7 protein-coding genes, 2 other RNA genes and 4 pseudogenes are annotated in these 15310 nt (G+C 63.4%); 5 read left to right on the top strand and 8 right to left on the bottom strand.

Going from position 1 to position 15310, the window contains the following annotated elements; translation table 11 throughout:
• Positions 1 to 152 (top strand): annotated as a pseudogene (locus NX05_RS23940) (IS481 family transposase); the annotation flags it as partial.
• Here the strand turns inward: NX05_RS23940 and NX05_RS23935 are convergent.
• The 6 genes and pseudogenes from NX05_RS23935 to NX05_RS17495 form a co-directional block, all read right to left on the bottom strand.
• Positions 129 to 323, bottom strand: a complete 195-nt coding sequence (locus NX05_RS23935) for a hypothetical protein (protein WP_039437423.1) — start codon at positions 321 to 323, stop codon at positions 129 to 131. The pseudogene NX05_RS23940 and the gene NX05_RS23935 overlap by 24 nt on opposite strands.
• 398 nt (positions 324 to 721) lie before the next feature.
• Positions 722 to 3121 (bottom strand): TonB-dependent receptor plug domain-containing protein, encoded by a 2400-nt coding sequence (locus NX05_RS17510; RefSeq protein ID WP_039437420.1) that lies wholly within the window; start codon positions 3119 to 3121, stop codon positions 722 to 724.
• A gap of 334 nt (positions 3122 to 3455) precedes the next feature.
• On the bottom strand, positions 3456 to 5843 hold the full coding sequence (locus tag NX05_RS17505) for a TonB-dependent receptor plug domain-containing protein (protein WP_039437418.1): 2388 nt from the start codon (positions 5841 to 5843) through the stop codon (positions 3456 to 3458).
• 273 nt (positions 5844 to 6116) lie between these two features.
• Positions 6117 to 6511 (bottom strand): annotated as a pseudogene (locus NX05_RS23045) (VOC family protein).
• A gap of 122 nt (positions 6512 to 6633) precedes the next feature.
• Positions 6634 to 6709: non-coding RNA, sX9 sRNA (locus NX05_RS23040), on the bottom strand.
• A 298-nt stretch (positions 6710 to 7007) separates the two neighbouring features.
• Entirely contained in the window at positions 7008 to 9395 is a 2388-nt protein-coding gene (locus NX05_RS17495; RefSeq protein WP_039437413.1) for a TonB-dependent receptor plug domain-containing protein, read from the bottom strand.
• A gap of 180 nt (positions 9396 to 9575) precedes the next feature.
• Here NX05_RS17495 and NX05_RS17490 point away from each other — a divergent pair, with 180 nt between their 5' ends.
• Both NX05_RS17490 and NX05_RS17485 read left to right on the top strand, forming a co-directional pair.
• The gene (locus NX05_RS17490; RefSeq protein ID WP_039437411.1) at positions 9576 to 11492 is read left to right on the top strand and encodes an ABC-F family ATP-binding cassette domain-containing protein; all 1917 of its coding nucleotides are present in this window, start codon (positions 9576 to 9578) and stop codon (positions 11490 to 11492) included.
• 177 nt (positions 11493 to 11669) lie between these two features.
• Positions 11670 to 12169: pseudogene (locus NX05_RS17485) on the top strand (YcxB family protein).
• A 4-nt stretch (positions 12170 to 12173) separates the two neighbouring features.
• Here the strand turns inward: NX05_RS17485 and NX05_RS23035 are convergent.
• Positions 12174 to 12250, bottom strand: a non-coding RNA gene (locus NX05_RS23035) — sX9 sRNA.
• An 86-nt stretch (positions 12251 to 12336) separates the two neighbouring features.
• Positions 12337 to 13212 carry a LysR family transcriptional regulator AmpR gene (gene ampR, locus NX05_RS17480; protein WP_010367021.1) on the bottom strand — a complete coding sequence of 292 codons (876 nt, stop codon included), beginning with the start codon at positions 13210 to 13212 and terminating at the stop codon, positions 12337 to 12339.
• Between the two features lie 100 nt (positions 13213 to 13312).
• Here ampR and bla point away from each other — a divergent pair, with 100 nt between their 5' ends.
• Together bla and NX05_RS17470 are read left to right on the top strand one after the other, a co-directional pair.
• Positions 13313 to 14206 (top strand): class A beta-lactamase, encoded by an 894-nt coding sequence (gene bla, locus NX05_RS17475; RefSeq protein ID WP_039437408.1) that lies wholly within the window; start codon positions 13313 to 13315, stop codon positions 14204 to 14206.
• Positions 14207 to 14321: 115 nt separating this feature from the next.
• A pseudogene (locus NX05_RS17470) lies at positions 14322 to 15208 on the top strand (alpha/beta hydrolase).
• Positions 15209 to 15310: the final 102 nt, after the last annotated feature.

Below are 15310 nucleotides of genomic sequence, written 5' to 3'. Positions count from 1 at the left end.
TGACCATGTTCATCGACGCCTACAACTTCGGTCGCAGGCTCACAGCGTTGGAAGGTCTGACACCGTACGAATTTATCTGCGAACAGTGGACATCCGAACCCGAGCGGTTCAAGGTCAACCCGATCCATCTAATGCCGGGAGTGAACACATAGCAACGCTACAGTTTTCGGCACGATGCATGCCTGATCAACACGTACATACGCGATGCACAGCCGCTGCTGGAACTGGCCGAGCGCCTGCTGATGAGTCACGTTTTCGCCGCGCGGCACATCGACGTGATGCGCCAAGTGGTCAGTAATCTCGCGACGCAGTTGATCGCGCATTTAGGCAATCATGCGGTGGCGGAATCCCCATCGCCTCGCAACCGGCTTGTATCGATCGCGCTGGGAAGCAGCGCTTGCCGCGCTGCTCACGCAGTTGCAGGCACTGCGCCTGGAGCAACCTCAGGCTGAGCTAGAGTGATGACGCAATCGCAACAGGTGGATGCCTTGCCGGCGTCCTGGTGATGCAGCAGCTTTGCGCATGACTTGCACGCGCAGCCAGCAGCATTCGCTACATGCGCCACTGCATACAGGCCTAGAACAAAACAGGCACCACCGAAGATCGGTGATGCCTGTCGATGTCTGAGCGCAATCCGATCAACGCAGATGTCTGGAACGGCTAACAACTATCGTGCGGCGTTGATGCATGCCGCGCCTAGCCTTCCAAGGCTACGCGCTTCTCAGAAGCGATAGGTCACTCGGCCGTACCAGTAGCGACCGTTGAAGCCGAACGGCGACAGCGAGGAATACTGCAGACCGCTGGCACGGTCGTCATACCCGGTGGTCAACTGTGCCTTGGTCGGATACTGGTTGGTGACGTTGTCGGCGCCCACGGTGAAGGTCAGCGCCTGCCAGGTGTAGTTGGCCGCCAGATTGAGAATCCAGCGTGCCGAATAGGTCTGGTCCTGACTGCCGTCGACCGGATCCGCAATGCGCTTGATCGCGCCATAGCGGGTGGCGTTGCCGTTGAGCGAGAAGCTGCCCAAGGTCCAGTCCGCTGCCAACATGTACTTGGTGCGTGGCGTGGACTCGGTCAACAAGCCCTGGCTGGCGCGTCCGAAGTTCGGATTGGACAGTTCCAGGATCTTGGTCTTGTTGTAGTTGGCGCTAGCGCTCAGATTGAGGCTGCCGCCGGCGCCAAGATCGGCCTTGTAGCTATTGACCCAGTCGACGCCGCGGGTGCGGCTGGTGGCGCCGTTGACGAAGAATTGCACCGCACCAACCTGGCCGATCGGCTGGGCGAGCTGGATCTGGTCCGAATACAGGATCTGGTCCCAGATGCGGATCTGGTACACGTCCAGCGTCGAGGTGAAGTTGGCGGTTGGCTGCCAGACGCTGCCAATTCCGTAGTTGGTGGACTTTTCCGGACTGAGCGGGCGCGCGCCTAACTGCACGGCGATCGGGTCGGAGGTGCGGTAGGTGCCGACCTGGATCAGCTGGCCTTCCTGCGGCAGGGTCACCACCGACGCATAGTTCTGCTGGGCCAGCGAGGGCGCACGGAACCCGTTGGAGACCGTTGCACGCATTGAGAACGTATCGGTGAACGCATAGCGCGCCGAAAGCTTGCCCGAGCGGGTGGCGCCGGCGTCGCTGTAGTTCTCGTAACGTCCGGCGATGCCGCCGGACAGCTTGTCGGTCAGATCCGCTTCCAGCGCTGCGTAGGCCGCGTTGCTGTGGCGGCCGAACTTGCCGGCTACCGAGGGCTCCAGGCCGGAGAACACCTGCGCACCGCCGGGGTAGGAGCTTCCGGTCTCCGGGTTGATGGTGTCGGGGTCGAAGAAATACGACGCTGGCGAGCCGGCGACGATCTCGTAGCGGTCCTGCCGGTGTTCGGCGCCGAAGGCCAGATTGACCGGATAGGCCAGGCCCCAATCGAAGGACTTGTTGAAGTCGGCGTTGAGCGTGCCTTGCTCGGTTTCGAAGCCGCCGGAATTGAAGTTGGTCGGCGAGCTGCCGGTGCTCCAGTACAAATTACTGTTGATGCTGTTGAGGATGTTGAAGGTCATGTCGTTCTTGCCGTAGGTGGCCGACACGTCCCAATGCCAGTCGCTTGCAGTGGTGCCTTTGACGCCGAGCACCGCCGAGCGGTCATTGATCGGGTTGTAGATCTGCGGCAGGAAGCCGTTGGGATACACCGCCTGCACATTGCGGTCGGTGTTGTCGTAGGAACGGTAGTAGCCGTTGGAGGTGACTTCGCGGCGGCTGACGCTCAGATGGCCATACAGTTCGACGTTGGGCGTGAAGTTATAGCCGAATGCGGCCAGGCCCTGATAGAACCTGGCATCCGGATCGCCATGACGCTGGTAAGGCACCCCACTGGGATTGGCGGAGCCGGCAATCGTGGTGGCGCGATTGGTGTTCTCGCTGCGATTGGTGTCCATCGAATTCTGATAATTCCAGGACAGCCGCACCCAGCCAGGCGCGGTATCGCCGGTGGTGCTGCCGAACGGCAGACCGACCGAGCCGTCGATGCCGTTCTGCGCGCCGTCGCCCTTGTCCATGATGCCGCCGTTGACCGAAATGCTGTTGCTGCCAGCATCGGCGCCGTGCTTGAGCACGATGTTGATCACACCGGCAATGGCGTCGGAGCCGTATTGCGCCGATGCGCCATCGCGCAGCACCTCGATGCGGGCGATTGCCGACATTGGCAGCGAGTTGAGATCGGCCGGGGCCGAACCACGACCCACATAGGGGTTGTAATTCACCAGCGAGGAGGTGTGGTAACGCTTGCCGTCGACCAGCACCAGCACGTTGTCCGGCGACAGTCCGCGCAGCGTGGCGGGACGCGCGGCGTCGTTGCCATCGGCGATGGCCGGGCGCGGGAAATTCAGCGATGGCAATAGCTTGCCGAGTGCAGTGGCGACGTCGGTGGCGCCGGTGTCCTGCAACGACTCCTCGGAGATGATGTCGATCGGCGATTCGGATTCGGCCACGGTACGGTCGCTCACACGTGTACCGGTAACGATCAGGGCATCCAGGGTCTTCTGCGGCTGGGGCGATTGCGACTGCGCACTTGCAGCGAAGGAACAGACGGTGAGTGAGACTGCAATCGCCAGCGAGAGTGCGTTGGAGGTGTGCATGGGAATCAAGGCTCAAAAAGATGATGGACGTAGCGACGTAGCGCCGGGGAATGCAACTGCGTACGGGTGATCTGTCATGCCTGCGCGCCGCGTGCTGCCGGAGTGCGGAGCCGTGCGGGCGAAGATGGCAGCAATCGGCAATGCGTGGTGTTGGCGCCTCACGCACTTTAGCTGTGCGCATCCTTGCTGAAGCGGTGCAGCGTGCAGCGGAGCGTCTAACCTGGTCACCCTCACGTGTGCGAGGGTGACCAGTGGCGGTGGTGACGTCGGCAGCACGCAAACGTGCTGTGCCGCGCGACTCAGGTGCCGGTCGTTGCCGACCGGTACCTGGGAATTACCACTTGTAGCTCACGTTTGCGTACACCAACGCACCGTTGAAACCGAACGGCGAGGCGCTGCTGTAGGGCAGGTAGGTGCGCGTGCCCAGACCCGCTTGCTGGCGGTCGGGATATTCGTTGAGCACGTTGTCGCCACCAACAGTGAAGTTCCATGCGCCCAGCTTGTAGGACGCAGCCAGATCCAGCGTCCACTTGGCCGCGTAGGTCTGGTCGCTGCCAGCGTTGGTGCCGAAGGTGCTGAACTCACCCCAGCGCGTGGCGGTGCCGGTGAACGACCAGTTGCCTGGCGACCAGGTACCGCCGAGGAAGAACTTGTCGCGTGGCGTGCCTTCGGTGATACGCCCGATTTCGGCGCGGCCGATGCGCACCGCATCCGGGTCGATCGCCATCAGCGCTGCCGGGTTGTCGGCGATGCGTTTCACTTCGGTCTTGTTGTAGTTGTAGCCGGAGGTCAGCTCTGCGCTGCCGCCATCCAGATTCCAGCGATAGGTGCCGACCGCATCCACGCCCTGCGTCTTGGTGTCCACCGCATTGGTGAAGTAACGCCCGCCGCCGATGCCCGGGAAACCATTGGCCTGAAGATAGTTGCGTGCCGACGTCGAGGTGAGGTTCTCCGACAACACGATGCGGTCGTGGATATCGATGCGGTAGGCGTCGACGGTGATGTACAGATTCTCCACCGGCTGCAGCACCACACCCAGGCCGTAATTCTTGGACTCTTCGGCCTTGAGTGGCTCGGCACCGAGCGCGATTGCGGCCGGGTTATCGGTACGGAAGGTGCCGATCTCGAACGGAGTCGCAGTGACTGTGCCGTTGGGCTGCGCCACGTTGAGGAACTGGGTGGCGATCGACTGGAAGTTCTGCTGCTGCAGCGACGGCGCGCGGAAGCCGGTGGACGCAGTGGCACGCACCGCCACCTTGTCGGTGAACGCATAGCGCATCGACAGTTTGCCGGTAGCGGTGTCGCCGAAGTCGCTGTACTTCTCGTAGCGCCCGGCCAGACCGGCAGAGAACTTATCGGTCAGATCCGCTTCCAGATCGACATAGGCCGAATGGCTATTGCGATTGTAGTAACCGGAATCGGAGGGCTTGAAGCCCGGGAACACCTGCGCGCCGGGAATCAACGATCCGTTGGCCGAAGGAATGCCACCGTTGGCCGACGAGGCCGCATCGCCTGGCGATTCGTTGAACTTCTCGCCGCGCCATTCCGCACCAAACGCCAGCGTGAGCGGATACGCCAAGCCCCAATCCAGCGTCTTGGTGAAATCGGCATTGAGCACGTTCTGCGTCACTTCCAGCGTACCGGCATGGAAGTCGGTCGGGCTGGTCACGCCCAGGCTGTTGTTCAAGCTGTTGCGCACATCGAAGGTGAGATTGTTCTGGCCGTAGTTGTAGCTCAGATCGATGTTCAAGCCACCGTCGGTGGAAGTCTTCAAACCACCCACCCACGAGACGTCCTTGCTGACGTTGTAGATCTGCGGCAGAAAACCGTCCGGATAAATTTCCGGTCGATTGCGGTTATCGCCGGCAAAACGGAAATAGCCGTTGGACAACACTTCGCGCCGGCTGACCATGCCGAACGAGTAGAAGGTCAGGTAATCGGTTGGGCTGTATTCGCCGTTGAACGAGATGGCGCCCTGGTCGATCTCGGGGTCGCCGTAACGCTGCTCCACACGGCCCTGAAACGGCAACGCGCGGTTGGTCTGATCCGAATGTCCGGCCTGCGCGGCCAGGTGCACCTTGCCGGTGCCGGCGAAGCTGAAGCCGGCATCGCCGGACAACTGATACTGCTCGCCGTCTCCAGCGCTGTACTTGCCGTAGCGGCCATTGACGCTGCCGCCTTCGCCGCTGCCCTTGAGCACGATGTTGATCACGCCGGCGATGGCATCCGAGCCGTATTGCGCGGATGCACCGTCGCGCAATACTTCGATGCGCTCCACCGCTGCAATCGGAATGGTGTTGAGGTCTGCCGGCGAGGAGCCGCGCCCCTGCGTGTCATTGAGATTGATCAATGCGGTGCTGTGATAGCGCTTGCCGTTGACCAACACCAAGACCTGATCCGGCGACAGGCCACGCAGCTGCGCCGGGCGCACGGCGTCAGAACCGTCGGAGATGGCCGGACGCGGGAAATTGAGCGAGGGAATCGCGCGTGAGAGCGCGGTCGCCAACTCGGTGGTGCCGGTCGATTCCAACGCCTGCGGCGAAATAATGTCGATCGGCGATGCCGATTCGGCGACCGTGCGATCGGCCACGCGCGTACCGGTCACGATCAGGGTGTCGAGTGTTTTCTGGGTCGGCGACTGCGACTGTGCAACGGCGGTGGAAGCGGAAAACGACAGTGCAAGAACAACGGCAACTGCGAGTGGACTGGTCTTGCAATTCATGCGGTGACAACTCCGAGTGGGGAACGGATGCATCGCAGGTGCCCCCTCCCGGGCCGCGTCTAACGCGGCAACTGCGATGCGTTCTCAACCATTAACCACGCGTAACCACATGTCAAATTTTGGTTACGTTGGCAAGCAAACTGTCATATCTGTCTTGCCGCTGGCAACGCTGTCATCGTGCACCAAAGTGATGCGTTGCGTGCACCAGACCTGCCAGCGCAAGGGTTTGCTTGCACCATGTTGGACAGCAATACCAGTTATGAAACTTGTGCATCAGAACGTGATCTGCACCGCATCTGCACTGTGTTGCGCAACACCATGGAAGACCGCTTCGATATTTTTGCCGTCCGGATCGAGCAAGAACGCAGCGTCGTAGTGCCGGTGATACGGCCGCAAGCCGGGTGCACCATTGTCGCGACTACCAAGGGCGAGCGCCGCCTGATGGAAGGCATGCACCATCGCCACATCGCGCGCCTGAAATGCTAGGTGATGGCGGCCGGTCAGCATGCCTTGTGCAACCGTGTCGCGGTTGGAGACAAACAGTTCGCCGGCCCAGAAGAATCCGTCGCTTCACCGCCGAGCGGAATGCAAAGAACGTCCAGTACGGCTCTGTAGAAGCGCCGGCTGGCCGGCAGGTCCTGCACCACCAGGTGCAGGTAGTCGATCAAGCGTCCGCGCGACAGCTGCGATGTTTTTCCATGGTGCGTGCTCCAGCAACGACGGGAACGCTGTTGATACGACCGCAACTGCCGCTAGCTCTTCACCTCGCAGCGATGCGGTGCGTAAGCGCGGCTAGCAAGGCGTAGCGACCAGTCGTCAGGTACGCGCAGGCGGCGCACGCGAACCGCGGTGTACGCGTGGGACATGGCGCACAAAGCACAAGTACCGAGCACCGGCCGCGTCCGCTGGTGGCTCGGCAGTCATCTGTTTGCCGCTCTACAAGGCTGCGGTAACGCCGGCCAATACGCACACGCCCCGAACTGGTCGGGGCGTGCGGTCGAACATCAATGGTGAAGATGCACTCCGACGCGCCATGCATGTGCAGTGACAGCGCATCCCCAATCACGGCGTATGCTGCGGCTGTCTCATGCTGATCGCAAGATTGCCAATCGCGTCGCCCACCTTGCGATCGCAACGGCGACATCCGCCGATCAAGCGCAGTGCTTACCAGCGGTAGTTGATGCGCCCGTACACATACGCACCGTTGAAACCGAACGGCGACAGATTGCTGTATGGAAATTGCCCGCTGGTGGAATTGGCGAAGTTGTTTTCGTCCGGATATTCGTCCAGCACATTGTCTGCACCCAACGTCAGCGTCCAGCGGTCCACCTTGTAGCTGGCCGAGGCATCCACCACCCACTTGGCCCCGAAGGTCTGGTCGTTGGTCGCGTCGGCCGGGCGGGTGCTGAACTTGCCGTAGCGCGTCGCACCCAGGGCCAGCGTCCAGTGCTCCAAATTCCAACTGCCGTTGATCAGGAACTTATCGCGCGGGAAGCCTTCTTCGATGCGGCCACGCTCGGTGCGGTCGATGCGCTCCAGGCTCAGCCCGTTGTCTGACAGCGCTGCCGGGTTGGCGGCGACGCTGCGCACTTCGGTTTCGGAATAATTGTAGCCGGCAGTCAGGTCCACGCTGCTGGTGGCAAGCTGCCAGCGGTAGCTGCCCACCACGTCCACGCCACGCGTGCGCGTGTCCACGGCGTTGGTGAAGTAACGCCCGCCGTTGATGCCGAAGATGCCCTGCGATTCCAACAGGTTCCGCACGCCGGTCCCGGTGAGGTTGGACGACAGCACGATGCGGTCGTCCACATCGATCTGGTACGCATCCACGGTGAGGTAGAGCGCATCGGTCGGCTGCAACACCAGGCCCAGGCTGTAGGACAGCGAGGTTTCCGCGTCCAGCCGCTCGGCGCCGAGCGCGCGCGCCACGGTGCTGTCGGCGGGGAAAGTGCCGATCTCGAACGGGTTCGGGTTGCCGGCCAGGAAGGTGGTGCTGGTGGACTGGAAATATTGCTGCGCCAGCGACGGCGCGCGGAAGCCCGACGACACCGTGCCGCGCAACGCGATCTTGTCGGTGAACGCATAGCGCGCGGACAACTTGCCCGAGGCCTGACTACCGAAATCGCTGTAGTCCTCGTAGCGCCCAGCCAGACCGGCAGAGAACTTGTCGGTGAAGTCGGCTTCCAGATCCGCATACAGCGCGTAGCTGTCACGCGAATACCGGCCCGATACGCTAGGAGCGAAGCCGCCGAACCCCTGCGCGCCAGCGGCCAGCGTGCCGCTCTGGAAATACGAACCCACTTCGCCTGGAGACTGGTTCCACTTTTCGTTGCGGTATTCCGCACCGAAGGCCACCGTCACCGGATACGCCAAGCCCCAGTCGAAGCCGCGCTTGACGTCCAGGTTGACGATGTTCTGCGTAGTTTCCAGCGCACCGTCGTAGAACGCCGTGGGCGAGGTCGGGCCCAGGCTTACGTTGAGTGTGTTGCGGGTGTGGAAATCGATGCGGTTGTAGCCGTAGTTGTAGCTGGCGTCCCAATCCCAACCGCTGGCGGTGGAACCGCGCACACCGGCGACCAGCGAGCGGTCTTTGGCATAGGTCTGGATTTCCGGCAGAAAGCCCTGCGGATAGATCGACAAGATATTCTGCGAGGCGCTGCCCGGCGCGCGGAAAAACGCGAACGAGGTGATGTCGCGGTTGCTGGCGGTGGCAAACGCATAGCCGGTGATGCTGTCGCTGAAGGCGAATTCGGTATTGGCCGAGACCGCCTGCGCATTGACCTCCGGGTCGCCGATCTTGAAGGCCTTCTGGCCGACTGCCGGCTGCGAGGCGCTGGGCGCGCCGGCGTAGGCGCGCGCACGGTCGGTGGGGTCTTGTTGATTGAGCTGGGCGGCCACGTGCAGCCAGCCGCGGTCGCCGCCGTAGGCCACGCCGGTGTCGCCGGACAGCTCGTAGTTATTGCCGTCGCCGGCCGAATACTGGCCGAAGCCGGCTTGCAGGCTGCCGCCCTTTTCTGCGCCCTTGAGCACGATGTTGACCACACCGGCGATGGCATCGGAGCCGTACTGCGCGGAAGCGCCGTCGCGCAGCACTTCCACCCGCGCGATTGCAGCGACCGGAATGGTGTTCAGATCCACCGCCGCCGAGCCCCGACCAATCGTGCCGTTGAGGTTGAGCAGCGAAGAGGTGTGGCGGCGTTTGCCGTTGACCAGCACCAGCACCTGATCCGGCGACAGGCCACGCAGCTGCGCGGGGCGGATCGCACTGGTGCCGTCGCTCAGCGCGGGGCGTGGGAAGTTCAGCGAGGGCAGCGCGCGCGCCAGCGCGGTGGCCAGTTCCGGGGTGCCGGTGGCCTGCAGCGATTCGGCGCTGATGATGTCAATTGGCGATTGCGACTCGGCAACGGTGCGGTCAGACACGCGGGTGCCGGTGACGATGACTGTATCCAACGTGTTGGCCGGGGCGGTCGCCGGCGCGGCGGTCTGGGCCAGGGCGGGGGAAGCAAGCAGTGCAGCGACCACAGCGGTCGCAAGGGCGGAAAGGGGGATGTGCATGACAACTCCGAAAACGTGGGTCCAGGCAGGACCAGGCAAGGCTGGGCAGGCGGCGGTCGCTGCAGTGCGAAGACTGCGGCGGCCACGCTGAAGGCGCTAATTATTCGTTAACGCTAGAATGGTATCGCAGGAATGCTGCTCATCTGCTCATTCCTTTTCGTTCTATCGGACTGTCCATCAATGATTTCCCTGCGTAACTTCTCCATGCGACGCGGCGAGCGTCTGCTGCTCTCCAACGTTGACCTGACCATGCACGCCGGCTACCGCGTCGGGGTGGTGGGCCGTAACGGCACCGGCAAGTCGAGCCTGTTCGCTGCGGTGAAGGGCGAGCTGGAGGCCGACAAGGGCGATGTCGATCTGCCCGGCAAGGTGCGCACCGCCAGCGTGTCGCAGGAAACCCCGTCCTTGCCTGACCCGGCGCTGTCGTTCGTGCTCGGCGGCGATATCGAGGTGTCTGCGGTGCTGCAGGAAGAAGCCGCAGCCACCGCACGCGAAGACTGGGAGGCGGTGGCCAACGCGCACCAGAAGATGGCTGAACTCGGCGCCTACGACGCCGAAGCGCGCGCGGGCAAGCTGCTGCATGGCCTGGGTTTCCCGGCCAACACGCACCACCGCGCGGTGTCCTCGTTCTCCGGCGGCTGGCGCGTGCGTCTGAATCTGGCGCGCGCGCTGATGATGCCCAGCGACCTGCTGCTGCTCGACGAACCGACCAACCACTTGGACATGGACGCAGTGCTATGGCTGGAGCAGTGGTTGCTCAAGTACCCTGGCACGCTGTTGCTGATTTCGCACGACCGCGAATTTCTCGACAACGTGGCGACCCACACCCTGCATCTGCATGGCGGTACCGCCAAGCTGTATGTCGGTGGCTACACCGATTTCGAACGCCAGCGCATCGAGCACCTGCGTCAGCAGCAGATCGCGCATGACAAGGAACAGGCCGAGCGCGCGCATCTGCAGAGCTTCATCGACCGCTTCAAGGCGCAGGCCAGCAAGGCCACCCAGGCGCAGAGCCGCATGAAGCGTCTGGCCAAGATGGCCGGCACCGAAGCCGTGCGCGCCGAGCGCGAATTCCGCATCCAGTTTGCGCAGCCCAATCGCCTGCCGTTTTCGTTGATCCGGCTCAATCACGTGGAAGCCGGCTATGCCGCTGCGCCGCGGGAACCGGGAATGGAGAATGGGGAATCGCAAAAGCGTGGGTCTGGCGATGCGATTACCGTTTTGCATGATGTCGGGTTTGGCTTGGAAGCGGGCGACCGGATTGGTTTGCTGGGGCCCAATGGCGCGGGTAAGTCGACGCTGGTCAAAACACTGGTGGGCGAACTGGCGCCGCTGTCTGGCGAGCGCAGTGCGCATCCGGATTTGCGCATCGGTTACTTCGCACAGCACACGGTGGAATCGCTGCACGAAGGCCAATCGCCGATGGACCACTTCCGCGACTTGTCGCCGGATGGCTCCAATCAGGCGTTCCGCGACTTCCTGGGTAAATGGAATTTTGCCGGCGACCGCGCCTTCGAAGTGGTGGATGGTTTCTCCGGCGGCGAGCGCGCGCGCCTGGCGCTGGCGTTGATCGCCTGGCAGCAGCCGAACGTGTTGCTGCTCGACGAACCGACCAACCACTTGGACCTGGAAATGCGCGAAGCGCTGGCCGAAGCGTTGAGCGATTTCGAAGGCGCCATCGTGATGGTCTCGCACGATCGCCATCTGATCGGCCTGGTCTGCGACAGTTTCTGGCGCGTGGCCGATGGCGTGGTCGAGCCCTTCGGCGGCGACCTGGACGAATACGCCGCCTGGTTGCGTAGCCGCCCGGCCGCGCAGGGTACCAAGCAGAAGATGGCCGAAGTGGCGCCGACCCCGCCACCGCCGACCAAGCCGCTGCCGCCGAAAAAAGCCGTCAACCCGCACAAGCTGGCCAGCGCCGAAAAGCGCGTCGGCGAGCTGGAAGCGGCGCTTGCTGCGCTGGATCGCGAGTTGGCTAACCCCGGCAACTACGCCGACAGCGAGAAAATGGCCGTGCTGGGGCGTGATCGCGAAGCAACCGCGCAGCAGCTGGCTGAGGCAGAGGCCGCGTGGATGGAGCTGATCGACGGCGCGTAAGAGCGGCTAATACCACCACTGCGCAGTGGCCGCTGCCGGTGCTCGCTGCGGCAGGGACCACGCTGACATTGCGGTTCCTGTGCACGGTGCGTAACCGCCTGCCGACTGCGCTACGTGTCGTTAGCCACGACAAAAACGCCTGGGTTACGCTGCGCCTGGAGTCAAACGAGGTTGCCCCTGATCACCGCCACCATCAGCCTGGAAGACCATCTGGCCGCCCAGTGGTTGCATGCGCGTCGTTCTTCCAAACGCGTGATCGTATTTCTGGCGGTTCTGCTGCTGATCGGGGTCGTGTTGTTGCAACTGACTGACGCGGGCCAGATCATCGGCCCGGTGCTGATCGGCAGCGGTGGCGGCGGTTTGATCGGCCTGGCGCTGTTGCACATATGCGGTCTGCCACGGCGGATCACGCGCCTGCATGTGCAGCGGGCCGCCCTGCGGCATGCCTACACCTATGCATGGGACGAGAACGGGCTGTAAGTCACCTGGGCGGGCGGGCATTTCCGCCGCTCCTGGTCCGATGACATTCGCGTTCGCGAAAGCGAGCGGGTGCTGTTGCTGTATCACAATGATCGCCTGTCCGAGCTGTTTTGCCCACACTGGTTCGCCGGCAGGGCCCAGTACGATGCATTTCGTCAGTTGGCTTGCGGGTGGGCAAGACATCTAAAGCGCTCTAAGCGCGGCTACCAAAACGTAGCGAGCAGTCGTCAGGTGGGCGTGGACGGCGCGCTCAGAGCCGTCGTGTTCGAGTGGCACCTGCCGCACCGAGCATCTGCCGCGCCCGCCTGGGCGATGAGCGCAGTCGTTTTGTTAGCCGCTAAGCGCGGCAGTACGCCAGCGCTGCTCAGCGGCTGACGTGCTGTTCGGCCAGTAGCCAATCGCGCAGCCGTCGCCCGGCGTCGCTTTCCGGTCGCGAGCGTAGCCGCGTGAGCCAATAGCGCCCAGCGTCGATGGTGATGGGGAACGGGCAGACCAGGCGCCCGGCATCCAGGTCCTGGCGAAACATCGGCAGCGGCAACAACGCCACGCCGGCGCCGGCTGCCGCTGCGCTGGCCAGGGTCAGCGACGAATCGAACATCGTGCCGCGCGCGGGCACCTCAGGCACACGTGCAGTGCGAAACCACTGCCGCCACTCATCCGAACGATACGAGCGCAGTAATGGCACCCGTGCCAGATCCTCTGGGGCGCGCAGGCCGCGCGCCATTGCCGGCGCACACACCGGCGCAAAGGGCGCTTCCATCACGGCCTCGGCAACCTGCCCCTGCCAGTCGCCATCGCCGAAGCGGATAGCCAGATCCAGGCCTTCACCGGCCAGATCGACGCGGTTGTTGTGGGTAGACAGGCGCAGCTCGATACCCGCATGCGCCGCATGGAACGCTGCCAGTCGCGGCAACAGCCAGCCGGTGGCGAAGGTACCCACCACGCCCACGCTGAGCACCTCGCGATAACGGCCATCGGCAAAGCGTTCAAGGGTGGCGGCAATGCGGTCGAACGCTTCGCCGAGCACCGGCGCTAGCGCGGCGCCTTCGTCGGTCAGCGCTACACCGCGGGGCAGGCGGTGGAACAAACTGGTGCCCAGTTGCTGCTCCAGTGCCTTGATCTGGTGACTCAGCGCGGCCTGGCTCACGCACAGCTCGTCCGCCGCGCGGGTCAGATTCTGGTGACGTGCGGCGGCCTCGAAAGCGCGCAGGGCATTGAGCGGGAGACGGGGCCGGGGCATGCGCAGAGATTAGTTCAATTCATGTCTGGGATCGAAACCTCGTAATGGTGAGTCACTCCGCGCGCACCGATACTGTGGGCTCTCTCAAGGAGGCAAGCGCATGTTGAATCGGCGACAGTTCCTGCACGCAACCGGCGCGGGCGTGCTATTTGCGGCGTCCAGACCCGCATGGGCGCCCAGTCCGGCGTTGAACGTGGACGACATGCTGCGGGCCCAGTGGGCGAAGATCGAGCGCGGCACCGGCGGCCGCCTGGGCATCAGCTTGCTCGACAGCGCTACCGGCTGGCACCTCGGACAGCGCCAAGACGAGCGCTTTCCGATGTGCAGCACCTTCAAATTTGTATTGGCTGCCGCGGTGCTGCAGCGGGTGGACCAGGGCAAGCTGATGCTGGCGCAACGGGTCAAGATCCGTGCCTCCGACATGCTTGAGCACGCCCCGGTTACCGAGCGCCATATCGGCGGGTCGCTGAGTGTCGGTGAGCTGTGCCGGGCCACGATGATCTATAGCGACAACCCAGCCGCCAACCTGTTGTTCCCGCTGGTGGGCGACCCGGCCGGCGTGACCGCGTTCCTGCGCAGCATTGGCGATGCCCAAACCTGCAGCGACCGCCACGAGCCGGAGATGAACCGATTCGCTGCCGGCGACCCACGCGACACCACCACCCCGGCAGCGATGGCTAACACGCTGCGCACGCTGCTGCTCGGCGATGCGCTGCGGCCGGCCTCGCGCAAGCAGCTGACCGACTGGATGATCAACAACCGCACCGGCGACGATTGCCTGCGCGCGGGGCTCACGCGCGACTGGAAGATCGGCGACAAGACCGGCAGCAACGGCATCGATACCCGCAACGACATCGCCATCCTCTGGCCGCCGAAGGGCAGGGCGCCACTGTTGCTGACGGCGTACTTGAACGGTGCCAAGGTCGACGACGCTGCACGTGATGCAGCGTTGAAAGCGGTGGCAGTCGCGGTACGCGACAGCATCGCGGCTTGAGTGCAACGGCGCGGTGCTTCGCGCATTTCATCCGCGCACGAGTTCGCAGGGTGCTTCCTGTTTTCCATCAGCTTTTTCGAGGTCAACCGTGCAAATCAGGCTGCGTCATTGGTAGGTGGCAGTTGCGCTGCTGCTTGTGCATGGGCTTGCACTGGCCGGAGCGCTGGCAACCAGCGCCTGGCCAGGTCGAGATACCGCTCTGGCCGGGCGCGGTGCCTGATGCGCTGCGCCACCCGAAGCCCGAATCAGTGAGTACCGGCCAGGGGCGCTTCCCATGGACGAAGGTGAGCGATGTCAGCCGCCCGACCATGACGGTCTATGCGCCCAAGGGCACAACACCGGTGCGGCGGTGCTGGTGTTCCCCGGTGGTGGCTATCACGTCCTGGCCATGGATCTGGAAGGGACGGAGATCTGCGACTGGCTGACCGCACGCGGCATCACCTGCGTGCTGCTGAAATACCGCGTGCCGAACTCGGGGCCGACCTGGGTCAACGACCGCTGCTATTACCCGAAAGTGCAAACCGCCGTGCAGGACGCCCAACGAGCGTTAGGGATGGTGCGCGCGCAGGCGGAGCAGTTGGGCGTGAACCCACACAAGATCGGTGTGCTCGGTTTCTCCGCCGGTGGTCATTGAGTGGCCGCGATCAGTACCCATTTTGCAACGCGCACGTATCCGCCGGTGGATGCGTCCGATGCACAGAGTTGCCGGCCGGACTTCGCCATTGCTGTCTACCCGGGCCATCTATGGGCGCACGAGGACGAAGACGGTGCTACGCGCGATCCGACCCAGTTGTCGCTACGGCCAGACATCACCGTCACCGCCCAAACGCCGCCGACCTTTTTGCTGCAGGCGCAGGACGATCATGTGGACGGCGTTTCGCAGGTGCTGGCGTACTACGTCGCGCTCAACCACGCCAACGTGCCGGTGGAAATGCATGTGTACGCGCAGGGGGGCATGGCTTCGGTCTGCGCGTTAAGGAAACTCTGAACAACTCCCCTTGATCCTGCGACAATCACACAGACGCAACGGACAACGACGATGCAACTGACCTTCGGCGATGCGGAGTACAACGGCAAGCGCAAGCGGACGCGGCGTGAGGTGTT

This window comes from Xanthomonas vasicola (genome assembly GCF_000772705.2).
Classification (GTDB): domain Bacteria; phylum Pseudomonadota; class Gammaproteobacteria; order Xanthomonadales; family Xanthomonadaceae; genus Xanthomonas; species Xanthomonas vasicola.
This window is presented reverse-complemented; position numbering and strand designations above follow the sequence as displayed.